This window comes from Rhodospirillaceae bacterium (genome assembly GCA_016722635.1).
In the GTDB taxonomy this organism is placed as follows: Bacteria; Pseudomonadota; Alphaproteobacteria; order JAEUKQ01; family JAEUKQ01; genus JAEUKQ01.
Genome location: JADKIX010000010.1, coordinates 423,267 through 445,226 on the forward strand (window position 1 = coordinate 423,267; position 21,960 = coordinate 445,226).

At 43.6% G+C, this 21,960-nt stretch carries 25 protein-coding genes and 1 tRNA gene; 18 read left to right on the plus strand and 8 right to left on the minus strand.

Annotation, left to right across the window (positions count from 1 at the left end; genetic code table 11):
• The first annotated feature begins 2 nt into the window (after positions 1-2).
• From IPP67_06310 to IPP67_06335, 6 genes are all read left to right on the plus strand, one after another.
• Positions 3-1,034 carry a YncE family protein gene (locus tag IPP67_06310; GenBank protein ID MBL0338771.1) on the plus strand — a complete coding sequence of 344 codons (1,032 nt, stop codon included), beginning with the start codon at positions 3-5 and terminating at the stop codon, positions 1,032-1,034.
• 2 nt (positions 1,035-1,036) lie between these two features.
• Positions 1,037-1,507: a hypothetical protein gene (locus IPP67_06315; protein ID MBL0338772.1), complete on the plus strand. Its 471-nt coding sequence runs from the start codon at positions 1,037-1,039 to the stop codon at positions 1,505-1,507.
• Between the two features lie 168 nt (positions 1,508-1,675).
• A complete protein-coding gene (locus tag IPP67_06320; protein MBL0338773.1) occupies positions 1,676-2,008 on the plus strand; it encodes a multidrug efflux SMR transporter in 333 nt (110 codons plus the stop codon).
• Positions 2,009-2,207: 199 nt separating this feature from the next.
• The gene (locus IPP67_06325) at positions 2,208-3,242 is read left to right on the plus strand and encodes an adenosine deaminase (protein ID MBL0338774.1); all 1,035 of its coding nucleotides are present in this window, start codon (positions 2,208-2,210) and stop codon (positions 3,240-3,242) included.
• A complete protein-coding gene (locus tag IPP67_06330) occupies positions 3,239-3,736 on the plus strand; it encodes an isochorismatase family protein (protein MBL0338775.1) in 498 nt (165 codons plus the stop codon). The genes IPP67_06325 and IPP67_06330 overlap by 4 nt, the downstream gene beginning before the upstream one ends.
• A gap of 83 nt (positions 3,737-3,819) precedes the next feature.
• Positions 3,820-5,229: a DUF4139 domain-containing protein gene (locus IPP67_06335; protein MBL0338776.1), complete on the plus strand. Its 1,410-nt coding sequence runs from the start codon at positions 3,820-3,822 to the stop codon at positions 5,227-5,229.
• A 209-nt stretch (positions 5,230-5,438) separates the two neighbouring features.
• Here the strand turns inward: IPP67_06335 and IPP67_06340 are convergent, their stop codons facing one another.
• Positions 5,439-5,612, minus strand: coding sequence for a hypothetical protein (locus IPP67_06340; protein ID MBL0338777.1), 174 nt, complete (start codon positions 5,610-5,612; stop codon positions 5,439-5,441).
• A gap of 181 nt (positions 5,613-5,793) precedes the next feature.
• Between IPP67_06340 and IPP67_06345 the strand changes: the two genes are divergently transcribed.
• The 3 genes from IPP67_06345 (at position 5,794) to IPP67_06355 (ending at position 8,825) form a co-directional block, all read left to right on the plus strand.
• Positions 5,794-6,483 (plus strand): aspartate/glutamate racemase family protein, encoded by a 690-nt coding sequence (locus tag IPP67_06345; protein MBL0338778.1) that lies wholly within the window; start codon positions 5,794-5,796, stop codon positions 6,481-6,483.
• A 226-nt stretch (positions 6,484-6,709) separates the two neighbouring features.
• Positions 6,710-8,050, plus strand: coding sequence for a UDP-N-acetylglucosamine 1-carboxyvinyltransferase (gene murA / locus IPP67_06350; GenBank protein MBL0338779.1), 1,341 nt, complete (start codon positions 6,710-6,712; stop codon positions 8,048-8,050).
• Positions 8,051-8,381: 331 nt separating this feature from the next.
• Complete coding sequence (locus IPP67_06355) at positions 8,382-8,825, plus strand: VOC family protein (protein MBL0338780.1); 444 nt, start codon at positions 8,382-8,384, stop codon at positions 8,823-8,825.
• Positions 8,826-8,959: 134 nt separating this feature from the next.
• Here IPP67_06355 and IPP67_06360 read toward each other — a convergent pair whose 3' ends face one another.
• Entirely contained in the window at positions 8,960-10,294 is a 1,335-nt protein-coding gene (locus IPP67_06360) for a hypothetical protein (GenBank protein ID MBL0338781.1), read from the minus strand.
• A 318-nt stretch (positions 10,295-10,612) separates the two neighbouring features.
• Between IPP67_06360 and IPP67_06365 the strand changes: the two genes are divergently transcribed.
• Together IPP67_06365 and IPP67_06370 are read left to right on the plus strand one after the other, a co-directional pair.
• A complete protein-coding gene (locus IPP67_06365) occupies positions 10,613-11,218 on the plus strand; it encodes a Fe-Mn family superoxide dismutase (GenBank protein MBL0338782.1) in 606 nt (201 codons plus the stop codon).
• A 98-nt stretch (positions 11,219-11,316) separates the two neighbouring features.
• Complete coding sequence (locus IPP67_06370; protein MBL0338783.1) at positions 11,317-11,823, plus strand: hypothetical protein; 507 nt, start codon at positions 11,317-11,319, stop codon at positions 11,821-11,823.
• Between the two features lie 290 nt (positions 11,824-12,113).
• Here IPP67_06370 and IPP67_06375 read toward each other — a convergent pair whose 3' ends face one another.
• Positions 12,114-12,320: a cold-shock protein gene (locus tag IPP67_06375; protein ID MBL0338784.1), complete on the minus strand. Its 207-nt coding sequence runs from the start codon at positions 12,318-12,320 to the stop codon at positions 12,114-12,116.
• 396 nt (positions 12,321-12,716) lie between these two features.
• Between IPP67_06375 and IPP67_06380 the strand changes: the two genes are divergently transcribed.
• The 5 genes from IPP67_06380 (at position 12,717) to IPP67_06400 (ending at position 15,870) form a co-directional block, all read left to right on the plus strand.
• Positions 12,717-13,115, plus strand: a complete 399-nt coding sequence (locus tag IPP67_06380) for a hypothetical protein (GenBank protein MBL0338785.1) — start codon at positions 12,717-12,719, stop codon at positions 13,113-13,115.
• Between the two features lie 261 nt (positions 13,116-13,376).
• On the plus strand, positions 13,377-13,934 hold the full coding sequence (locus tag IPP67_06385; protein MBL0338786.1) for a CHAP domain-containing protein: 558 nt from the start codon (positions 13,377-13,379) through the stop codon (positions 13,932-13,934).
• A gap of 472 nt (positions 13,935-14,406) precedes the next feature.
• A tRNA-Ser gene (locus IPP67_06390) sits at positions 14,407-14,501 on the plus strand.
• A gap of 185 nt (positions 14,502-14,686) precedes the next feature.
• Complete coding sequence (locus IPP67_06395) at positions 14,687-15,409, plus strand: hypothetical protein (GenBank protein MBL0338787.1); 723 nt, start codon at positions 14,687-14,689, stop codon at positions 15,407-15,409.
• Between the two features lie 32 nt (positions 15,410-15,441).
• Positions 15,442-15,870, plus strand: a complete 429-nt coding sequence (locus IPP67_06400) for a hypothetical protein (GenBank protein MBL0338788.1) — start codon at positions 15,442-15,444, stop codon at positions 15,868-15,870.
• Between the two features lie 90 nt (positions 15,871-15,960).
• Here IPP67_06400 and IPP67_06405 read toward each other — a convergent pair whose 3' ends face one another.
• Both IPP67_06405 and IPP67_06410 read right to left on the minus strand, forming a co-directional pair.
• Positions 15,961-16,182 (minus strand): type II toxin-antitoxin system HicB family antitoxin, encoded by a 222-nt coding sequence (locus IPP67_06405; protein ID MBL0338789.1) that lies wholly within the window; start codon positions 16,180-16,182, stop codon positions 15,961-15,963.
• Between the two features lie 5 nt (positions 16,183-16,187).
• A complete protein-coding gene (locus IPP67_06410; protein ID MBL0338790.1) occupies positions 16,188-16,445 on the minus strand; it encodes a type II toxin-antitoxin system HicA family toxin in 258 nt (85 codons plus the stop codon).
• A gap of 149 nt (positions 16,446-16,594) precedes the next feature.
• On the opposite strand from IPP67_06410, the gene IPP67_06415 reads away from it, so the two are divergent.
• Positions 16,595-16,852, plus strand: coding sequence for a hypothetical protein (locus IPP67_06415; GenBank protein ID MBL0338791.1), 258 nt, complete (start codon positions 16,595-16,597; stop codon positions 16,850-16,852).
• 265 nt (positions 16,853-17,117) lie between these two features.
• Positions 17,118-17,654: a peptide-methionine (S)-S-oxide reductase MsrA gene (gene msrA, locus IPP67_06420; protein MBL0338792.1), complete on the plus strand. Its 537-nt coding sequence runs from the start codon at positions 17,118-17,120 to the stop codon at positions 17,652-17,654.
• A 77-nt stretch (positions 17,655-17,731) separates the two neighbouring features.
• Here the strand turns inward: msrA and IPP67_06425 are convergent, their stop codons facing one another.
• Genes IPP67_06425 through IPP67_06435 form a run of 3 tightly spaced genes read right to left on the minus strand, consistent with a single transcriptional unit; the run spans position 17,732 to position 21,780 of the window.
• On the minus strand, positions 17,732-19,960 hold the full coding sequence (locus tag IPP67_06425; GenBank protein MBL0338793.1) for an AAA family ATPase: 2,229 nt from the start codon (positions 19,958-19,960) through the stop codon (positions 17,732-17,734).
• Positions 19,957-20,160, minus strand: a complete 204-nt coding sequence (locus IPP67_06430; protein ID MBL0338794.1) for a hypothetical protein — start codon at positions 20,158-20,160, stop codon at positions 19,957-19,959. The genes IPP67_06425 and IPP67_06430 overlap by 4 nt, the downstream gene beginning before the upstream one ends.
• A 9-nt stretch (positions 20,161-20,169) precedes the next feature.
• Positions 20,170-21,780, minus strand: coding sequence for a TROVE domain-containing protein (locus tag IPP67_06435; protein MBL0338795.1), 1,611 nt, complete (start codon positions 21,778-21,780; stop codon positions 20,170-20,172).
• Between the last annotated feature and the right edge of the window lie 180 nt (positions 21,781-21,960).

Sequence of the window (21,960 nt, forward strand, 5' to 3'; positions counted from 1 at the left end):
TCATGTTAAAAAAAATAAAAGCATGGGAGTGGGTTTTACCCTTGATGCTGCTTGCGGCATGCCAGGGATCAACAACGGTAAAGATGCCAAATCCAGTACCATCTTTCATTACAGCAGACGAGTCAGGAAAGACTTTAACCATAGTGCATTCTGACGGCGTGCATCAAACTATTGCATTACCCATGGCGCCTCATAATGTTCAAGTAAGCACAGACGGAAAATGGGTGCTTGTAACTGGCATGGAGGTAAAGGATCATCAGCAGGATTCCCAGGTGATGCGGGGGATGTTGGTGATAATAAAAGCGGATCCTTTGAACAAAAAAACGTTGCGTGCTATCTCTTTGGGCGAACATCTGGCACATGTCGTTACGGATGTCAGTGGAAAAACTGCTTATGTCACGGACTCAGCCAGCAATCGTGTGGCAGTTGTTGATATTATATCTGGGAAAGTAAAGGATTGGATTAGTGTCGGGATTTTTCCGCATGGCATTCGCCTAAATCCTGTCCGCGGGGAATTTTATACAGCAAATTTGAAAGACGGTACCATTTCGATTGTGAATATTGTTAGCAACAAGGAGGAGAAACGGATACCCGTAGGCGGCATGCCTACCCAGGTGGCCGTGTCGCCGGATGGCAGAAAAATTTACGTGACGCTGGCGGCAGACAACGTCGTTGGCGTTGTGGATGTAGCGCAGCGCCGCAAGATCAAAACCATTCCGGTGGGGGGTACACCTGCACAGATATATGTTGACCCGTTGGGAAGGTATGCGTATGTCGCCAACCAGGGTGACAAAAACCACCCCGGCAATACGGTCTCTATCGTCGATATATCATCTGATAAAGTAATCAAAACCATCCGTACTGGCCGCATGCCCCACGGTATTGTTGCAAGTGCGGATGGACGTTTTATCTATATTACGAATATGGGTGATAATACTGTGTCGCAGATAGATACGGGCAGTTTTACTATTCTGAACAACTTCGGTGTTGGTAAATCACCTAATGGCATCACACTTATCGAAGGGAATCACTAACCATGCCAGTGATTGTCAATAATACGGAGATTACGGATGATTCGATATTCGCAGAAATGCAGTATCATCCAGCATCTTCGGTGGAGGAAGCACAATATAAAGCTGCGGTTGCACTTACTATTCGGGAGTTGCTATTACAGGAAGCCACCCGCTTGGGCATCGTTGCGCCCGTTGATACTTCTACCCAAGAAATGCAAGAGGATTTTAAAATAAGCAGGTTACTTGAACAGGAAGTCGTGACACCAGAACCGGACGAGGTTTTCTGCCAACACTATTACAGCCGCAATCAAAAAAAATTTCATGATAGCGAAGGTAAGTCCGTGCCGTTTGAATATGTTAAAACACCAATAGCGGACTATTTGAAAGAAGTGTCCTGGCAAACGGCGGTGAAACAATATATTAAGATCCTTGCTGGAAGATCCAGCATAGCTGGCATCCATTTGGAAAGCACCGATAGTCCACTGGTGCAGTAGCAAGGGCGGGCTAATTTTAGATCGTAGCCTAAGCGGATGCTGTTTAAACGCGCTCCTTTAAGCATAAGGGGCTGGCCTAGATAAATATATTCCTGATTTAGGCCATCAAAGGATGGTTGATTAAAATATCGGTGTCGTCTATCTTGGTCGCGGAAAAAGGGTCAGACCATGGTTTATCTTTATTTATGCCTATCCATTATTGCGGAGGTTATCGGTACGGCGGCGTTAAACGCATCCGAACAATTTACGAAACCTATCCCCATTATCATTACAATTGTTAGTTACGGGGTCACTTTTGTTTTTCTTTCCCTGGTTTTAAAAACGATGTCGATGGGAACGGTTTATGGGATATGGGGTGGTTTGGGAATTGTTCTCGTGACCTTGGTTGGGTATGTTTGGTTTGATCAGAAAATTGATCTGGCCGCAGCTATCGGATTGGGGCTGATTATCGTGGGGGTGGTGATTATCAATTTGTTTTCAAAAACCCTTATGCGTTTTTAAGCCCTTATATTGCAACGAACCGGTGTAAAATGATGGGGATTTACTTTTCAATTCATGGGTTACATGAGAAAGTTTTTTTAGTTTTTGCCTATTTTAATATATTCCTTATTATTAAGTAGCAGATATTTTTGATGATAGCGTTCAGGCAAACCGGTTACTGTGAAATAGTTGCAATTGAATATTCCAGGGAATCATGATCATGAAACCGGCGGATGAAAATTTTATTCGGGGAATACCTAAAGCTGAATTACATGTTCATATCGAAGGGACATTAGAACCGGAACTTTTATTCAAGTTGGCGGAACGGAATCAAGTCAAGCTCAAATACAGCTCTGTTGAGGAACTCAAAAAAGCCTATCATTTTAAGAATTTGCAAGATTTCCTGGATATTTATTACGCTGGCGCATCGGTGCTGCAGGAAGAGCAAGATTTTTATGACCTGACTTGTGCATATCTTGAAAGGGCCCATGCCGATCATGTGGTACACACCGAAATATTTTTTGACCCCCAAACCCATACGGACCGGGGCGTTTCCTTTGATAAAGTTATCCAGGGTATTCACCGGGCTTTAAAAGACGGGGAAAGTAAATGGAATATTACCTTTAAGATTTTTATGTGTTTTCTGAGGCATTTGGATGAGGATAAAGCCTTTGCGCTGCTCGATTTAGCCATCCCTTACCGCCATTGGATCGCAGGGGTTGGGTTGGACTCTTCCGAAAGGGGCCATCCTCCGGCCAAATTCCAGCGGGTTTTTGAGAAAGCTATTCGGGAAGGCTTTCTTCCAGTTGCCCATGCGGGGGAGGAGGGGCCACCTGCTTATATATGGCAGGCCTTAACATTGCTAGATGTCATGCGTATCGATCATGGCAACCGCGCGATTGAGGATGAAAAATTGATGCAGGAATTAGCACGCACCAAAATACCGCTTACCATGTGCCCTTTATCCAATTTAAAATTAAAGGTGGTGAATAATTTAATCAATCACCCTTTAAAAAAGATGTTGGACCGGGGATTGGTGGTGACGGTTAATTCGGATGACCCCGCTTATTTTGGGGGCTATATCAACGAAAACTATCTGGCAATTGCCAAGGCTTTGAAACTATCCCAAAAGGACATTTGCCAATTGGCCAAAAATTCATTCCGTGCTAGTATAGGGGACAGAAGAAAGATGTTTGACGCTCAAATTGACCAATATTACGAGGATCATCATGATCCTTTAGGGAGCAAAAAATGAAACCAGCCTTAATAGTGATTGATATGCAGAAAGCTTTTTATAAAGGCCAGACAGCCCCATCCATGGATCAAGCCTGCGACTATATCAATGCGGCCATTCCTTTATTTAGGCAGAAAAAATTGCCGGTTATTTGGGTGCAGGATATGGACAAGGAAGATGGCGTTGTTCCAGGGGTTGAGGGGTTTGAGCTGATTAATCCCTTAAAACCCCAGAAAAGCGATAAGAAAATTATAAAACAATATGGCAACGGCTTTAATAAAACCGATTTAAAAAGCTTTTTGGATCAAAGCGACATCGATACTGTTATTTTGTCGGGATATTGTGCCGAGAACTGTGTGTTATCGACTTACCGGGGGGCACAAGACCTTGATTTCACCGCGGTTATGTTGCGGGGTTCTTTGGCCAGCGGCAAAGAAGAGAATATCACTTTTGTTGAAAATATCAGCCAAATTATCAGCTATGGGGTTTTAAAGAAAATCCTTGCCATAATTTAGCCATAAAGGGGCCGTACACTCAAAAATATGTCAGGGAAGAACAGCGGTTTTTCAACGATTAACCCGTGTCAAAGGAGCAGCCAATGAGCATCAAACAACTATTTCTATCAACGGTCGCCACCACATTTTTAGGGGGGATGGCCTTGCAAGCCCAGGAACAACAAATAGGGGTGGATACCCAAACCCATGTGGCGGTGACGATTTATAATGAGAATTTGGCGTTGGTGCGGGATCAACGCAGTATTAATTTTAAGCAAGGGGTTAACGATATTGCCTTTGTGGGGGTCAGCACCCGCATTCGCCCGGAAACCAGCTTGTTTCACGTAGAGGGCGGGGGAGTGGGCATGCTGGAGCAGAACTTTGATTTTGATTTGCTGACACCGGCGAAGTTACTCGAGAAATCGGTGGGCGGTAAGGTGCGCTTTGCGGTATGGGACGAAGCGTTGAAGCAAGAGAAGATTGTGGAGGCGGAGGTTTTAAGTGTGGTTGGGGGGGTGGTATTAAAGATTGGTGACCGCATTGAAACCCAGTTACCGGGGCGGATTATTTATGATCAAGTGCCCGCCAATTTGCGCGCCAACCCAACCTTGGTGCTAAAGTTGAACAGTGAGGTGGTAGGGCAAAAGCAGGTGGAGTTGGATTACCTGACGGGTGGTTTATCGTGGAAGGCAGATTATGTGGCCTCATTAAGCGCAGACGAAACCCAGCTAAACCTGACCGGATTGGTGACGTTAACTAACCAAAGCGGGATCAATTACACGAATGCTCAATTGCAATTGGTGGCGGGTGATTTAAATTTGGTACGAAACAACATGGATGAAGTTTTAGCACCCAGGAACTTGGCTGGCTCAGGGGCTCAACAAGAATTACAGCAAGAATCATTATTTGAATATCATTTATATAGCTTAAGTCGGCCAACCACGGTTGCGCAAAATCAAACCAAACAGGTGGTGATGTTAACGGGCGAAGGGGTGAAGGTTAATAAAGAATACCGGTTTGGGGGGATCACTAACGGTTATACCGATGTGATGGGTGACCGTGAGATGGTCAATGCCTCGGTACGCATCCAGTTTAGTAACACGCAAGCTTTTGGTTTAGGGCTGCCCTTACCCAAAGGGATTGTACGGGTTTATAAGAATGACAGCAAAGGCCAGGCGATCTTTGTAGGGGAAGATGCCATTCAGCATACGCCAAAGGGCGAGGATGTGACGTTAACCTTAGGCAATGCCTTTGACGTGACGGCGCGGGCGAAACAGACCGATTTTAGTAAGATTGCCAAGAATGTCTATGAAAGTGCCTATGAAATTGAGTTTAAGAATGCGAAATCTGAGGCGGTAGAGGTGACACTGGTTGAAAGCGTTCCAGGTGATTGGCGGGTATTGCAGCAAAGTGTGGCGGGCAAGAAATTAAATGCCCATCAAATGGAGTGGAAAATTACCGTTCCTGCCAACGGCAAAACGGTCTTTACCTACCGCGTCCGGGTAACCTACTAGCCTTATCTATCCTACCTAAAATACAGCCGGACAAGGGTAGCTTTGCTCCGGCTTGTTTTTTTGTGATAGATGGGCGAAAGGGGGTGACCGCAAATCATTAGGATCTCCATGAAAAAAAACAGGGTTAAGACTGGATTGATGGGGCTTTGCGAAGTGATCACTTTTTGTTCTTATCATACTTTACCGTAATTCCCCCTCTTGTCAAGAATTTATGCTTGCCAGCATGTTTGCCGAAATGATTGGCAAAAATAGCCAGGCTGTTCAGTTGATGCTGATGCTATTTTTTGAGCATTATAAGTATCAATGAAGGAAAAAAAATAGGGAGGGGGATGGTTTTGCCAAAAACCAAATCTCCCTCTCTTTTCTTTTTCTTTTCTTTTCATCTCTTTTCCCTCTCCTCTCTCAAGAGAGGGAGAGGAGAGGGACGCACAGAACTGTGGACAGTATTGTGCACAGAACTGTGGATAGCTCTGTACACAGCTATCCATATTGCTATAACGTCCAGACAAATAAATTTCCATGATGTGGATCAAATAATCATTGTTTTGTTGGAGGTAAATGATCATGAAAACCATTGGGTTAATTGGCGGAATGAGTTGGGAATCATCAGCCGAATATTACCGCTTGATCAATCAGCAGGTGAAAGCGAGATTGGGCGGCCTGCATTCCGCGAAAATTTTGATGTTTTCACTGGATTTTGCCGAAATTGAAAAGCTGCAATCTCAAGGACAATGGGATCAAGCGGGCGAAATTCTCATTGATGCCGCGCAAAGATTAGAAAAAGGGGGTGCGGATTTTTTGTTGTTATGTACCAATACTATGCATAAATTAGCCGGTGACATTCAACAAAACATATCCCTACCGTTGTTGCATATTGCCGATGCCACGGGCTTGGAAATTAAGAAAACCACCATCAAAAAAATAGGTTTATTGGGCACCAAATTTACGATGGAGCAGGATTTTTATAAGGGGCGTTTAAAGGATCAATTCGGATTTGAGGTTTTGATCCCTGATGCCGCGGACAGGCAGATGGTGCATGATGTTATCTACCGGGAATTATGTTTGGGTACTATTCAGTCAGCCTCTAAAGAAAAATATAAAAAAATAATTCATAATTTAGTCAATAGGGGCGTTGAAGGGGTGATTTTGGGATGTACGGAAATCTCTTTGCTGATTAACCAGAAAGATTCCTCGGTGCCGCTTTTTGACACCACCAAAATCCACGCCGCCGCAGCGGTGGATAAGGCTTTATAAAAAAGGGCTTAGGGAAAATTAGCAAGAAGATCCATTTTGCTAAAAAGGTCAAAGAAAAACCTAGCTATTCCCCATAAAAATTTATGTGCAGTCATTTGATGAGAACCTAAGAGTAAGCGAATCCTAATTTATTCTTGGTCTAACATTGCTTCATTCCACGTTCATAAAAAAGCCGTAATTCATTTTTAAATTGAAAGGATAATCATGAAAGAAAAGGCTATTGATGATGTTTGTGGAAACAACTGCTACCTCTATAAAATCCCATCGGGCAACCCAACCGGAAAAACCAATATTACGGATTGAAGGCGGGCGGCCATTAACTGGCATTATTCCCATCAGCGGCTCAAAAAATGCGGCCTTACCATTAATGATTGCCACCTTGTTAACGGCCGATAAAGTAACTTTACAACATCTGCCGCGGATTAGGGATGTATGGGTACTGGCTGATATTTTGCGTGATTTGGGCGCTGTGATTGATTGGGAACATGCAACCAGTGGATTGGCCCAATTGCAAACCAGCCATATAAAGCAAGATAAACTCAACCACCCCATGATGGGTTCGATGCGGGCTTCATTTTTACTGGCAGGCCCGTTGCTGGCGAGGCTGGGCAAAGTTTCATTGCCCCTGCCGGGGGGGGATGCCATTGGTTTGCGCCCGGTGAATTTTCACTTGCAGGGGTTCCAGCAAATGGGGGCAACCGTTCAGATCAACGATCCTTACATCACGTTGGAAGCGCCTCGGGGACTGAAAGGGGCGATGATCATTTTGCCGTTTCCATCGGTTGGGGCCACCGAGAATTTGATGATGGCGGCTTGTTTGGCGCATGGGGAAACCACTATAACCAATGCGGCTGCGGAACCCGAAATTGTTGATCTTGCCAATTATTTGCGTTCCATGGGGGCCATTATTAACGGGGCCGGAAGCTCGATCATCCACATCCAGGGTGTATCCTCGCTGCATGGCTGCAACCACCGGGTGATGCCAGACCGGATTGAACTTGGAACTTATGCCTGTGCGGCGGTCATGACCGATGGGCAGTTAACTTTCCCCCAAATTGATAAAAAGATTTTAGGTGAGGGGACAGAGGCGGTATTGACGGCTCTGGGAGTGGAATTACAGCAAGAAAGCGGCTGTTTGATCGCGCGGCGCGGCCAGCATATCGACCACAACAGAAATTTTATCACGGCTCCGTTCCCCGGTTTTGCCACCGATATGCAGCCAATGATCATGGCTTTAGCAAGCATAACAGCAGGAAGCACCCATATCACGGAAACTTTATTTGAAAACCGTTTCCAGCATGTGGCGGAACTTCAAAAAATGGGGGCTTCTATTAAAATCAATGATCATATGGCCTTGGTTCGGGGCGTTTCTGCTTTACATGGGGCTGCCGTACAGGCAACTGATATCCGTGCCGCCGCGGCCTTGGTGATCAGTGCGTTGGCAGCCAAGGGGACAACAGACATTCACCATCTGGAACATTTGGAGCGTGGCTATGACAAGATGGAAGCCAAATTGTTGTCCGTGAATGCTAGGATATCGAGGAAATCAGGGGTGGATAAAGACTGATAAATTCCTCAAACCACCCTTAAAAAAACCGCCTGTTCTAGGCGGGTTTTTCTTAACGCTAGTATCATCACATTTTATGTGAGTATCTTTCCTTTTTGTTAGGTATTATTGCCCCCGCTGCCCTTAAATTTCTATATAACCCATTCAAAAATATGTTGCGGCCACGGGAAGCTGTTGGTATTTTTAGGGAGTGACCTTAAAAAATTGCCGCTCAGGATTTAGGGGGAACCAAAACCGGATTTTTTCCCCTATAAAAGAATAATGGTCGCGGGAATATGAAGATGATTGCCAAACCCTTATCACCGCCTTAGCACTACAAAAAGGAATAAAAATGGCTTTCTCAAACACCCCGTTAGCGCCCTATTTGATTATTAAAAATGCGGCAAAAGCCATTAAATTTTACCAAAAGATATTTGGATTCAAAGAAATCTTTCGCCTGGTTGATGCCGATGGTAAAATTGGTCATGCGGAATTAAAAAGGGGTGAATCGAAATTGATGTTGGCGGATGAATATCTTGATTTTCAGGCATTAAGCCCGGAAACTGTTGGTGGAACCTCTGTTACCATCCATTTATATGTGGGTGATGTTGATCAGGTGGTTGCCAAGGCGGTTGCAGCGAAGGCCATCGTCCTTCAGCCAGCTAAGGATCAATTTTTTGGCGACCGTTCTGCTCTCATCCAGGATCCTTTTGGACATAAATGGCACTTGGCCACCCGCAAGGAAGAAATTTCACCCGAGGAAATGCAAAACCGCTGGGATGTGATGGTTACGTAATCAAACCGTATGATGGACAAAAAACGTCACTAATTTTCTTGGGTTCCGAAGATGCCAGCCAACAAAGCCTATGGGACATTGAGGGCCCGTAGGCTGGTGTCTCCGTTTGACAGAAAATCTACTGGTCTTTTATTTTACTTTATGTCCAGGCGGTAAATCCGGGGTTCGGCGGGGTAATATTCAGGCGTTTCCTGGCTTTTATAAACCATCGGGTGGAGCCAGATTTGCATCATTTCGGGGAAAAAGGCCATGCTGAAGCGCTGATCTTGATGCGGATTGGCGGAGAAAGCCTCGCTGGCCGGATCAAATGATGAAATCACCAATTTATCCCAGATAATATCTTTGGGTTGGCGGGGATTAAATTTGATTGCCCATAAATTGGCACGGGTCTCTTCTTCGGGGCGTCTTACTTCGAACAGAATGTTTCTTATATCCCATTGCTGGGCATAAAAGGCAATCACCTCGCCCTCAGGGGTAACCACCGCATGCTCTAGCCAGCTATAGGTTTTCAAGCCATCCCAATGTTCAGGAAGTTGGATTTTACCCCATTCACGGCCCGCGCAACCCTTGTTAACATTAATCAACCAGCCGATAAGAAAAGAATGCCCGTTTTCTTCTTCCGTTCCTAACAATAAGATTTCATTCTGTGGTAAGGCGAGGGCTAGGCGAAAACGATCAACGGGATAATTAATTTTTCCGCGAGCTGCCTTCGCGCCATCAACTACACAATGAAAATCGGTTGTTTCTTGCCCATTTTCTGATCTTCCTGCTGCCCAAATAAATGTTGTCCCCCCCGCGCTGATGGTTAAGCCCCTAAATGCCATGTACCCAGAAGGGTTATTCACGGTTGAAAGGATCCAGTCTCTTTCCCCTTTTTCATCTAAAACCACTATTTGCGTATCGAAGCCCTTTGGCTGTTCTCTAGGATCTGATTTTGATAATTGGTCCCAGATTAACCATCCATCTAATGGAAAGGCTAAGACTTGTTGCGGATTAAAAAAGCTTACGGGAACCTTTTGCACCTGATATTGCTGCGTGCCTGAAACAATGGGTTGGACAATATATAAAATTGATGAATCAATGGCTGCGCCTGGTGGTTGGGCTGGCTTCCGTACCACCCATTCATGATTGTTATTGATCGCTAATATTTCACCAATTAACGGATTGTTTGAAAAGGAAGAATTTGCTAAGGGGTCAAAAACAGTTGGGTTACCCCATTTTCCCAGCTGATTGATAGGAAGCATCCAAACAATTTCATTGGCTATCCCTTCTGCTGCGGGAAAAGCTTGGGGGTTTTGCGGCAATAGGCACTGCCACATGGTTATATGATAGGTAGGGCTTTGGATAAAATTACACAGGCGGGGGGTTGTGTCATAACCCGTTGGCAATGCGGGTGTAAAAAAGGGAACGGAAGATTTTAAGTGCCCTTGACTTAAAGCGGAATGATTAATCGCTACTAAATTCAGCATCGAGAAAAACAGGCAAGAGAGAAGAGGGCGTTTAAAAATTTTAGGGCGGCCATAGCTGCGAAAATAGTTCAAAAAATCCTCTCTTTATCACGAAAAGAATTAGAAAAACAATATAGCCAATAAAACCGGTGTGGGCGACACATATTTTTTTTCCCGTAGCGACTTTATTGGTTTTGCCGTTTTTGTGGACGGTAAGAAGATGATTTCTGACAGCATTTTCTTGATTGAGAGCTTTTTAGCGGTTCATTTCTTGGTAATAACGACATTTGATGATAAGCTTAGGGATGCAAGAGCAAAACGAAGGACAAGGAAAAGAAAATGATCAAACAAACTGCCCCAATAAAAGACTATCAATTGAAAGCTTTCACCTTTGATGTGGACGGCATATCTAAAAAGACCCTGGAAGAGCATTATAAATTATATGAAGGATATGTGAAACACACCAACTTGCTCAACAAAAAAGTTGCCGAACTGACGGGGCAGGGAAAAACGGCAACCCCCGAATTTCATGAGGCGCGTCGTCGCTTTGGCTTTGAATATAATGGCATGGTTTTACATGAATATTATTTTGCGGCTTTAAAATTTGGCCAAAAAACACTGGCGGAACAAACCAAATTATATCAAAGGATCACCGATTCTTTCGGCAGCTATCAGGCTTGGGAAGATGATTTCAAAGCTATGGGTAAAATCCGGGGTAATGGCTGGGTCATTTTATATCAAGATTCCGCAAGGGGACTGTTGCAGAATTACTGGATTGGCGATCACCATATTGGTCATCCGGTCAATTTAACGCCCATTTTGGTGATGGATGTGTGGGAACATGCTTACGTGATGGACTTCTTGCCTTCTGGCCGCAAGGATTATATTGAAGCATTTTTTAAAAACATTGATTGGAAGTTGGTTGAAAGCCGATTAAAAGCTTAACCACCGGATAAAATTCCTGTAAGGATGTGCAGAGGCGAAATTCTTGCTTATTTTTTTGACGAACAAATAAATACAGGTGAACAACGGGATTAAAAACAATGGCCAAATTACGCCATGAAAATTTAAAGAATTTAGTTCAACCAAGTTTAAGGCAGGGGGAAAACCTCGAGCATGTGGCTTATGGGGTTAAACAACCGCATTTTCCCATCATTTTTCTCATTATGCTGCTGTGCATCGCTGTTCCGATGTTTCTAACCCGTGATAGTGGCTTATCATCTATTCTGATGGCAGGGGTTGGGGGCGGGTTAGGCAGTGCCCTGATTTATATAATGACCAAACATGTTGCCCTGGCTTTAACGGATCAGCGGATGTTAATTATTCAGTTCCGTATGGGCAAAAATTGGGCCAAGATTGCAGAATGGCAATATTCCCGCGCGCAAGTAAAAACCAGTGGTTTTAAAAAACTGGCTTTCATCACCACGGCAAAATTTCAGGCGGGAACAGAAAACTGGGCGCTGAAATTCAACCGCAAGCTGGCTTTTGCCCAAAATGGCGCAGAGATTGATGCCATTGAACAGGAATTAGCGACCAAACCCTTATTATAGCAGTATGGAAAAAATACTTACATTAAAACCATATATGGCCACTTATCTATTCGCATAAAGGCCAGTGCTTGGGTTCCCATAGGGTATAAGGCATGATCTGATATTTAGGAAAATCATCCCGCCCTAGGAATTTGATGGGTGAGGATATTTTAAGCTCACCCAAAGGTTTTTTTGTTAAGGGGCGCTGGTATTGGATTTCACTGCTGAATATAAAAAGGACGGGAGATTTTCATCTACCCGTCCTTTCTTTATCGTGAGTGACCTATCAAAGGCCACCACAATCCTTTAGGCTAGCTGACCAACTTTAAGTTGGTGGCAGCCAATTTGCCCTTGTCAGTCGCAACATCAAAGCTGATTTTTTGACCTTCATTCAGATTGCGAAGACCCGCTTTTTCCAAAGCGCTGATATGTACGAACACATCATTCTTGCCTGTTTCCGGAGTAATAAAACCATAACCTTTTGTTGGATTGAACCACTTTACTGTACCAATTGCCATTTGCTTTTCCTTTAGCTTTAGCGTAAGCACCGCCTCACCGTGAGGCGATGTCAAAGAGCCCTTATGATCCGACCAATTTGCCGGCACTCTCTGTCAAACGCTAACGAATCAACTGAAGGAAGATCGTAAGTATCAAGACTGAATACGCTCATTGGATATAGCGGCCGGTAAATGCGAAAATTTCATATAAGCAACTTATGCGTTCTTTATACAGCCTTATCAAAAAAAAGCAAGCAAAACAAAATATTTTATTTTGGGTTATAAATTTTATGAAGTGAATGGCTTGCTGAAAGGTGGAGAAGGGCGGAAAAATTCACTTTAGGCCTATTCATTATTGATTTTAGCAAACTGCATGACTAGGGTAAACATTACCATTAATTTTCGGAAGATGCCTTTATGAAAAAATTATATACTTTCCCCGACCAACCGATTCATTTTCTTACGGATTGTCCCGGTGAGATCCAGGAAATGGTAGCTAAACTAAGGGCAGAAATAGGGCAATCCTTTCCGTCTTTAATAGAAAAAATATATTTCGGGTGGAAGGCAGTGGGGTATACCCATCCCCAAGCGGGATATGTGGGGGCGATTTTCCCCGCGGCAAATCAAGTGAAAATGGGTTTTGAACACGGGTTTTTTTTACCGGACAAAAAGCAACAATTGGTTTTTGGTAAAAGTGTCGGCAAACAACTAAAATACCTGCCTATTCACCAACTCAACCGGGTTGTTTTAAACGATGTTAAGGGATTTATAGAGCAGGCAATCGCTTATCGCCTATCTCGGGTTTCTTGCAAATAAGGGAATATGCAAAATCAGCCAAGCCAGCTTCCTGCAACGACATACAACATACACTCAATCCCCATGCAATCTAAGCTTGTGCAATCTAAGCGTTGAAGCTGATCCCCCCATCACCGCCATAAAAATTATATTTTCGTTGATGGGCTTGTTCGAAAATTGGCGGTTAAGGCTTGACCAAATAAATTTTTTTTATATAGTTGCTAAGGTTATGTTATAAGTTTCTTTATGAACCAAGATTACCCAAGACTTTCGAGGATATCGATGGCAGCTCTGAAAATTGCTTATGCGTGTTTATTAATGTTGCTTCTTAGCAATTGTGCCTATCAATCTGAAAACACAGCGTTTTATAAGGGCGAATCGTCGATCATGAGACCTGCTGAGGCTGCTGATTATAGCCATGTCGTCATTGCGGCGGCCGTACAATGCGTTCCCTATGCCCGTGAAATATCGGGCGTCAGTATTTATGGTGATGCCTGGACATGGTGGGACAAATCAAAGGGACGTTATGCCCGCGGCAGCAAACCCGAAGAAATGGCGGTGTTGGTCTTAAGCAAGACCAATCGGTTGAAATTAGGTCATATTGCGGTCGTGACGCGGGTATTAGGGCCTCGTCAATTGCTGGTTACCCATGCCAATTGGGGCAGTAATCCGGTTGAACGGGCAAAAATCCGCCTGAACATGCCGGTTTTAGATGTTTCCACCAAGAATGATTGGTCGGTGGTGCGCTTCTGGAACCCGAATACCGGCGTTTACGGCAATGAATATAAGGTTGCCGGGTTTGTTTATAGTGCCCCGCTTACCCAGCAAGCATCTCGCTAAAAAACTTCTTTGCATATTGGCTAAAGATTCATAGAAATTATTTTCCGGGAAATTATTTTCCGGTCTGATTGCTTTTCAATCAGATGATGCCCTATGCAAGAACTTAAAATATTGATGGAAACATTTGGGCGGCACGCCCTTCCGGTGGGCTTGCTAAGCTTTTCCTTAAAATTGCCCCCGTACTTTGATCTTTTGGCTTTTGATCCCACACGGGGTTTTTAATCAAAGGTATACTCCTTGATGCTACGGACCAAGGGTAAAGGGTTAGGGGCCATTGGGCCAAAATTGCGAAACGAACCGATCGATCCAGAGGTCGATGCCCAGAGATTGATACCAAGAATTTTTTGTAGCGGCCCATAAAAAATGAATGATGAGCGCGGGTCATGGCGTTTATGATTGACAATGGGGAATAAGGCTTTTAAAACTAAAAACGCATACGGCGTGATGCAAGCTTGCTCAATCCAAACCTTGCGGAGGGGTGGCCGAGTGGCTGAAGGCGCCGGTTTGCTAAACCGTTATAGGGACTTCAAACCCCTATCGGGGGTTCGAATCCCCCTCCCTCCGCCAATTTTCTTTGATAATTTTTAACATTCAAAAGTTCTAAATTCCTTTTGATACTTTAAAAAGATCCATAGTTACTGATTTGAATATTTAATTTACAAAATAGTATGTGAGTTCATTTAATCAATGAACTACTAGTTAATAATACAAAGCTGTTTAATGGAACTTTGTAATACAAAGGATATGAACATATGGTAGGCGTTTTTATTTTAGTGGGTATTTTTGCCATATGTATAATAGGCGTAAAAATCTCTCAAGCTATTGAGGATAGTGTTAACAATAGGGCGAAAATATTAAGTGATAGTATTTTCAAAAACAGACAAAATGAGCTTGCAGCTATAATAGACAAAAAGAAAGTAGAAGTTCTTAAAGAAATTCAAGAACGCTTAAAAAAACTAGAAATAAAAGAAAAATATGTAACCGATATTAAAAGTTCTTTTGAAAAAAGTTTTGTAACTGGAAGACAGTGGCTCGCTCAGTTTGTTGGAGAAGCTGACAAAGTTATTGATGAACAGCTTATTAATTATTTAACTACAAAAAACCATCCGGCTTACTCAGCTGCAGAGATTGTTAAAGAAGCTAAAGCTGAAAAACGTGATGCATTGAAACAAGCAAAATTTTTACAATACCAAATCAATACATATAAAGAATATTTCCCTTTTCTGGATGAGTATGAAGAATTAATCCTGGATGAAAAAATTGATTTCTCCGGTGCTAATACTGAAAAAACATTGGAAGAGGTTGATCGTACAGTTCTTTTTTTAAGCAAAGAAGAGTTTGAGAAATTATCCACTAAAGAAAAAAACCAATTAGCCTTGGATCGTTACCTAGAAAAGCATAAGGAGAAATGGGAGATCGGCAGATTTACGAGAGATACCTTGGGTTTAGGTACGAAATTGATAAATGGGATGTAAAGTATATCGGAGCAATAAAGGGTTTTGAAGACATGGGCCGCGATCTCATATGTCAAAAAGATAAAAAAGTTCATATCGTTCAGGCAAAATGCTGGGCAGCTGAAAAAACTATACATGAGAAACATATTTTCCAGCTTTACGGGACAACTTTATCTTATGAATTAGAAAATAAGTTGCCGCCAGGGAGTGTATCTGCGGTTTTTGCTACTACTGCAAAACTTTCTTCAATAGCTTCTGAAGTTGCTCAAAGATTAGGGGTGATAGTTAAGCAGATCCCGTTGGAGACAAAATACGCCATGATCAAATGCAACTTAAACCAAGGTAATAAAATTTATCATCTTCCTTTTGATCAACAATATGATCGTGTAAAAGTTCAAAGCGATGGAGAATTTTATGCTAAGACAGTGGAGGAAGCAGAGAAAAAAGGTTTTAGAAGAGCAAAGAAGTATTTCTCCATATAAATTAGTAACTAGAGAAGAAGCACAATTAATGTTTGATCTTATTACGAGCATATTACGTTTTTTCAAGCGGACAGAAAACGCGATATAAAGCTAAGCGGCAACTTTTGATTTCTGAGGCCTATATTTTGGTTTAGGGATAGGGCTTCCATTTCTTTTGACTTCCAAAACTGCATTAATTGCAATTTTTAATTCAGCCAAAGCCTCATCTGGGGTATCGCCATGAGCAGAACAAGGGTCAAGATCAGGGGCTGTTGAAATCCAGCACTTATCTTCATCAGACCAAAAAACAACCATTGCGTAATGATATTCCATCTCAACTACTCCGTCATCATAAGCTTAAATGTTTTTATCTTTTCAAGCAATTGTTTAATTTGATATGGCTTTGCCTGATTTTTTCCTATTGGTTGAATAGGTATGGTTACGTCAATTTTAGCATGGTAAAGAATGTGATGGCTGCCAGTGATGCGTTTAAGTCTAAAATCAAAAGCCTTGGCTAATTTTAAAAAGTCTTCAAAAGAAACATTTTCGAGATGTCCTTGTAAAATTCTATCAAACAATTTATGTGGTTTAATCATCTTCAATGATCCATGTTAAAGTGGCAAGACTAGTACTTGACCCCATTCAAAATAGAAAAACACTCTAATTATCAATGAATAACCTATTGAATGAGATGAATTGTTGCACTATCTAAATAGCAGTATGCATCTCTATGATAGGCAAACTTATGAACCCTCATCTATTTTCTGGTTTGGACCCGCATACGAAGCATATGATTGTTACCCAAATTGTTGTTGGAATCTATAACAAAACTAGCTGTACAGATCCAGGTCAATATTTACAAACATATCATGATGTTTGGGAAAAATTTTTTCCATCTACTGAACCAAAAAGTGCTGAAGAAATAAGAGAACTAGATGGTGCTCAACAGCAGCAAAATGCATATAATAAAAATGCCTGGGCTAACAGGGATACCTTAGAATAAGACGTGATAGTATCTCAGTTTAGGAAACTAGTGATGCTGGTATATATTCTTGGATCGCTATGACCGTTTGACAATGTTGCCCTCCATTCGGTCTTTAGGATTAGCCGCCTGTGTTCTGTAAGTATAAAAATACTAAAAAATCGATTCATCTTCTTATTCATCCCTCTCTCCAAACTGAGACACTACCTACTTTTCAGCTGCTCTTGTCAAAAGCAGCCGGTTTCCCCATCTTATAAATGAACCGATTAATTCAGGAAAGGATCCTATGATGACTTTAATTGCCACATTTGCCGGGGGTTGTTTTTGGTGTATGCACGGGGAATTTGCGGCCATCGCTGGGGTTAGCAAGGTTGTTTCCGGCTATACTGGCGGGATCAGCAGGAATCCCACCTACGAACAGGTATGCACCGGCATGTCCGGCCATGTCGAAGCCATCCAGGTCACTTATGATCCCGCCAAGGTAACGTATGAAAATTTGCTTGAGGTTTTCTGGCGGAATATTGATCCCTTGGATGATTACGGCCAGTTTTGTGATAAGGGGTCGCAATACCGCGCTGGTATTTATTATCACAGCCCAGAGCAGAAAAAATCGGCTGAGGCTAGCCTTGAAAAGGTCAAGCAATTATTCAAATCGCCCGTGGCCACCATGATCAAGCCAGCGTCCGAATTTTTTGCTGCGGAAGATTATCATCAAGATTACCACATTAAAAACCGCAGCCGCTATAAAATGTACCGCCAGGGTTGTGGCCGTGACCAGCGCTTAGAAAAGCTTTGGGGCGGGAAGCCTGCCTTAAAACCTTGATCTTTCCTCATACGGGGAGGGCAATTTTAAGGATCGGACGCTGATGATAAAAAATAACAATTTTATGTTAGGCGGATTTATCGGCGGTCGGCAAAGCTTCGCCTATATAAATGGCGCACGCTAATGATATCTTTTGCCAATATTTCATCGGGTTGGGTTAGGGCCCAGCTATAAAAATCGCCTTCTTCCGGTGATTTGGGTGCGTGTGGCAGGGTAATTTTTTGGGCGCGGTTTTTGATAATGCGGTCTTTTAAGGCGCGCATCTGTTTCCAAAAACTGTAATAAGGCAGCTTGATTTTAAACATAAAATCTTTGTTATCTTCGACCACAAATCCTTCGATATGTTTGCCTTTAAAGGTATAATCCAAGCCCTGCCGCTGGACTTTGTCATACCAGCCTTTAAACCCTGCCCAATCCTTGAAGATAATGCCTTTTTGCTTACAGGCCAGGGTATAAGAAGCAGCGAATTGCTGTAATTCCTTAAATTCCAACCGCTTGAATTGTTCGGTGCGGTAAACAGCGTCCAGCAACACCACATGAGGTTGGTTATATTCAATCATATGAGGATCATTGACGGGATCATTCACCTCAAACACTAGGGATAGGTTGCGGTCACGCACCATCCGGCGTAAATGTTCCAAATGTGACTCGTTGATTGACGAGGTTAGAATGTCCCTAAACAACTGAGCAAAGGGGGATTCCGGCGTGGATTTTGAGGTGAAGAACAAACTTTCTTGGCTGGCATCATAGCCAAGCAATCCCAAAAACCCGTTTTCCTTTACAAATAAATTGATCGGGAAAGCCAAGTTTTTTTCCAAATGATCCAAGCTCGTTTCCGGGCGTTCATCCAGGTTAAAAAATTTATTATACGCACGGGCCACAATATGGCGGTTATCGTCCACAAATAGGGCGCGCGCCGTTAAGCTAACCTGATCCCAAACCCCTTTCTTGAAAGCTTTGCTGGTAAAATTATAGGAGGTAATATGCGGGTGTGAGGTAAATTTTTTGCACTGAACAAAATCATGGGCTCGCAAATTATCTAAGGCCAATTGGCTGATTTTATCGGCATCGGCCGTTTTTATGGAGGCCATTTTACCGGATTGACGGAAGATGTTATTGCGGATTTGAATTTCCTCAACTGACCCATCGAGGGTTAAAGTCATAATCCGCTGATAGCCGCCAAATTCAACCTCGGCCTCTAAATTGAAGCTTTTGGCCGCGGCTTGCATGGGTAATAATTTTGAATTGCGGTGCCCATGCACCTGGATCCAGTTGGTATCTTTCATCGTATCAGTAAATTGCTGATCGATTGAATGGTCATAGGTTCCTGTTCCTTTCCAGAGTTGCAAGGAAGGAATCAATGTCAGATTTTGGGGGATGGTTGCAATTCCTGCATGTGTTACCAGGCAATTGATTTGACCATAATGATAGGGAAAACAATCCACCAATCGGTTGCATAATTGGTTGGCCTCATGTTTGGTAAAATTGGCTTCTTCCAGTTGTGGCAGGGTATGCAGTTCAAATTCCCGACTAACGGGGGGTTGGCCGGTCGCATAGCGGTGGATATGGGTTTCATGGTTGCCCCATAACAGCACGACATTGGGCCTGCCCATCGCGTGATCCACCAACCAGCGGATCACCTCGCCGTTTTGGATGCCGCGGTCCAGATAATCGCCGACGAAAATATAAAATTCGTCATCCTTAAACCCATTGGCAAAATATTCCGCCATCGGGGCGTAACAGCCTTGCAAATCACCGATATGATGGATTTTTTGATAGGCGTTCAAATCGATGGGGTTAACCTCCAGTTGGTCGACTAAGGATCGGTGTTCAAAATCCGTATAGGGGAATATTGTCACCTCCGCGGGAATTTTTGTTTCGGCAAAGCGCTCATAAGCACGGGTGATAACATCGGCGGGAACTTGTTTATATTCTTCCCGTTGCTGGTTACGTTGCTGAGCAATTTCTTCGGGTACCATCGAAAAATCAACGCAATACACCTGATACCGATGTTTGTGGGCCAATTGAAGCGGCATTTTAAAATCACGGCTACGTTGGGTGGTGGCATCAAAGACAATGAATTCGCCGCGGCTCATTTTTTCATCCAACCGCCGTTCCACTTCTTCCCAAACCTTGTTATCCATACTTTGGTTAATAGTGAGGCGGCCCTCAGGCGACATGACGATACCCCCTATCAGCAGGCGCAAATGATCGGGTGATAGGCCAAACCCCTCCAAACCCTGCTGCCTAATGAAGGTTGATTTGCCAGCCCCTTGCGCCCCCCGTAATAAAACCAGTTTTCTCATTGTTCTTTGCCCAGTTGCCGTTCATATTCTTTTAATAATAATTCCAAGGCCACCGCAGCGGGGCCCGGAATAGCGGTTGTTCCCGCAATCCAGCGCCGCACTGTACTGCCATCCACCCGAAGGGCTTGGGCAATCTTGGTTTGCCAACCCCAGCGTCCATAAAGTGTTTCCCCAATGCACCGTAATTCTTGTGGGGACATGTTCATTTCCTAAACTGTCTGGCGGATGAAATCGCTGACTAATTCGGGAACGTTGGCGTCAAACCCGGCCACCCCAAAAGACAGGGGATCATTCGGTTCGACAATACTGCCCGCATTTGCGGTTGTTGCCAGGACAACCAGCTTGGCCTTGGGGTTAATCCGTTGCCGATATTCCTGCAGCGTTTGCACCGGGTGTTCACGGCCAGCCCAGGTTTCGCTATCCGTAATGATCACAAAAACATCAACTACTACCTTTTTGTCTAAGGCATATTTGACAGGCAGAGATATGTCCGTGCCGCCACCCCATTGCTTAATGCGAGCGATAATATCATCTAGCCGCTGACTGGCCGTAATAGGAAATTCATAATACTGGGTATCAAAGGTAATGCTATGCACTTGCTTTTCCGTCCGAACAAATAAGGCGGCCATAGCACTGGCTGCTTCAATTGCTTGTAAGGCCGATGATCCCAGGCAACGGACATGTTGCATAGAACCCGAAACATCAATCCCAACCAAAATGCGTTTGCCGCTTGGTTCAACTTGCTTGAACGCCAGATCAAACGCCTCATTTAATGCGGTGATGATTGCCGTTACCGGTGTCCAGGCTAAGGATCCTAATTCACCACGTCCTTGGGCATAAGTGCGTAAGGCAATTAACAATTGGATGGGATGGATGCGGGCTTTCTTTAGTTGTTCTTGATCTTGCAACCGCTTGGCCACATAAGTGGCCGCATGACTAAAAGGTTTTAAAAGATCAACCTGGCTCATTTTGCCGAGATTGCGAATCATCGCGGTCATGGGCATATCCACCAGTAGGGCATCCCACACCTTTGCATCATTCAGATGTTGGTTGGGAACAGCTTCCCTTGGCAAGGAATATTCGCGAATAATTTCGGCTACCACATCGGCGTTGATAGCTTCTTTCGCTTTTTGAAAACCTGTAATTAGGCGAAAATTTTCCTGGGCTTTGGCAATTGCCGCTGGGTTTTCTGGATGCACAATCCAATCAATCAGGGCTGTTTGTTTTTCCTCGGTCGGTCGAACATGGCTTAAACGTAATGTATCACGTAAAGACCATCCGTCACGTTGCCTATATTTGACTGATTGTAAGGATAAATTCTCAACCGGCATATCTAAAAACCAATTGGCGAAAGCCTTGCGTAAGCTGCGCCCCCAGCCGCGTAATGGGTGAACAAAGCTGATAAACATTAAAAGATGGGCGCCCGTACGGGCCACTTTCGGCAGGGCAGCCAGGGCGGCTTGCCGGGTTTTAACATCATCAGCGGCAGCAGCTAGGGCCAAGGCAAAAAGAGCCGAGTCATTTTTTGGTGCGCGGCCCTTGCTACTCATTTCTACAATTCGCTCAACTACCCTGATCCCATCCGTTTTTAGTAATTGTACCACCAGCTGGGCGTTGTCCTTTGTCAATTGCTTGGGGGCAACATAGTAGGTGCCTGAGTCGCTGCCTAAAATGAGGAAACGATCTAAGCGTATCCAATCATCAAGCGCATAATAAAATCCGCCTGCCTGATTAGCAATTTGCTCCGGCAAAGGTTGGTTTTGCGGTGTTTTTCCTTTTTTGCTAGGGAAAATCATTTGTAAAAAACTCTTATATGACATTTCAATTATCCATTGGTGCAGCGTTGATACAATGACAATTAGTGCATATTGCACTAATTGTCAAGATGATAATGGGAAATGACGCTTATATGGATATATTGGCGCAGATGGAACACACATGTACTGCTCTTTCAGCTGAGCTACAGGGAAACCCCTGGTTGGACTTGAACCAACGACCTG

Bases quoted from the DNA above. Each gene is read 5' to 3' on its own strand.
- IPP67_06310 (MBL0338771.1), top strand. From the start codon at position 3: ATGTTAAAAAAAATAAAAGCATGGGAGTGGGTTTTACCCTTGATGCTG.
- IPP67_06315 (MBL0338772.1), top strand. From the start codon at position 1,037: ATGCCAGTGATTGTCAATAATACGGAGATTACGGATGATTCGATATTC.
- IPP67_06320 (MBL0338773.1), top strand. From the start codon at position 1,676: ATGGTTTATCTTTATTTATGCCTATCCATTATTGCGGAGGTTATCGGT.
- IPP67_06325 (MBL0338774.1), top strand. From the start codon at position 2,208: ATGAAACCGGCGGATGAAAATTTTATTCGGGGAATACCTAAAGCTGAA.
- IPP67_06330 (MBL0338775.1), top strand. From the start codon at position 3,239: ATGAAACCAGCCTTAATAGTGATTGATATGCAGAAAGCTTTTTATAAA.
- IPP67_06335 (MBL0338776.1), top strand. From the start codon at position 3,820: ATGAGCATCAAACAACTATTTCTATCAACGGTCGCCACCACATTTTTA.
- IPP67_06340 (MBL0338777.1), bottom strand. From the start codon at position 5,612: ATGAAAAGAAAAGAAAAAGAAAAGAGAGGGAGATTTGGTTTTTGGCAA.
- IPP67_06345 (MBL0338778.1), top strand. From the start codon at position 5,794: ATGAAAACCATTGGGTTAATTGGCGGAATGAGTTGGGAATCATCAGCC.
- murA (MBL0338779.1), top strand. From the start codon at position 6,710: ATGTTTGTGGAAACAACTGCTACCTCTATAAAATCCCATCGGGCAACC.
- IPP67_06355 (MBL0338780.1), top strand. From the start codon at position 8,382: ATGGCTTTCTCAAACACCCCGTTAGCGCCCTATTTGATTATTAAAAAT.
- IPP67_06360 (MBL0338781.1), bottom strand. From the start codon at position 10,294: ATGCTGAATTTAGTAGCGATTAATCATTCCGCTTTAAGTCAAGGGCAC.
- IPP67_06365 (MBL0338782.1), top strand. From the start codon at position 10,613: ATGATCAAACAAACTGCCCCAATAAAAGACTATCAATTGAAAGCTTTC.
- IPP67_06370 (MBL0338783.1), top strand. From the start codon at position 11,317: ATGGCCAAATTACGCCATGAAAATTTAAAGAATTTAGTTCAACCAAGT.
- IPP67_06375 (MBL0338784.1), bottom strand. From the start codon at position 12,320: ATGGCAATTGGTACAGTAAAGTGGTTCAATCCAACAAAAGGTTATGGT.
- IPP67_06380 (MBL0338785.1), top strand. From the start codon at position 12,717: ATGAAAAAATTATATACTTTCCCCGACCAACCGATTCATTTTCTTACG.
- IPP67_06385 (MBL0338786.1), top strand. From the start codon at position 13,377: ATGGCAGCTCTGAAAATTGCTTATGCGTGTTTATTAATGTTGCTTCTT.
- IPP67_06395 (MBL0338787.1), top strand. From the start codon at position 14,687: ATGGTAGGCGTTTTTATTTTAGTGGGTATTTTTGCCATATGTATAATA.
- IPP67_06400 (MBL0338788.1), top strand. From the start codon at position 15,442: ATGGGCCGCGATCTCATATGTCAAAAAGATAAAAAAGTTCATATCGTT.
- IPP67_06405 (MBL0338789.1), bottom strand. From the start codon at position 16,182: ATGGAATATCATTACGCAATGGTTGTTTTTTGGTCTGATGAAGATAAG.
- IPP67_06410 (MBL0338790.1), bottom strand. From the start codon at position 16,445: ATGATTAAACCACATAAATTGTTTGATAGAATTTTACAAGGACATCTC.
- IPP67_06415 (MBL0338791.1), top strand. From the start codon at position 16,595: ATGAACCCTCATCTATTTTCTGGTTTGGACCCGCATACGAAGCATATG.
- msrA (MBL0338792.1), top strand. From the start codon at position 17,118: ATGATGACTTTAATTGCCACATTTGCCGGGGGTTGTTTTTGGTGTATG.
- IPP67_06425 (MBL0338793.1), bottom strand. From the start codon at position 19,960: ATGAGAAAACTGGTTTTATTACGGGGGGCGCAAGGGGCTGGCAAATCA.
- IPP67_06430 (MBL0338794.1), bottom strand. From the start codon at position 20,160: ATGTCCCCACAAGAATTACGGTGCATTGGGGAAACACTTTATGGACGC.
- IPP67_06435 (MBL0338795.1), bottom strand. From the start codon at position 21,780: ATGTCATATAAGAGTTTTTTACAAATGATTTTCCCTAGCAAAAAAGGA.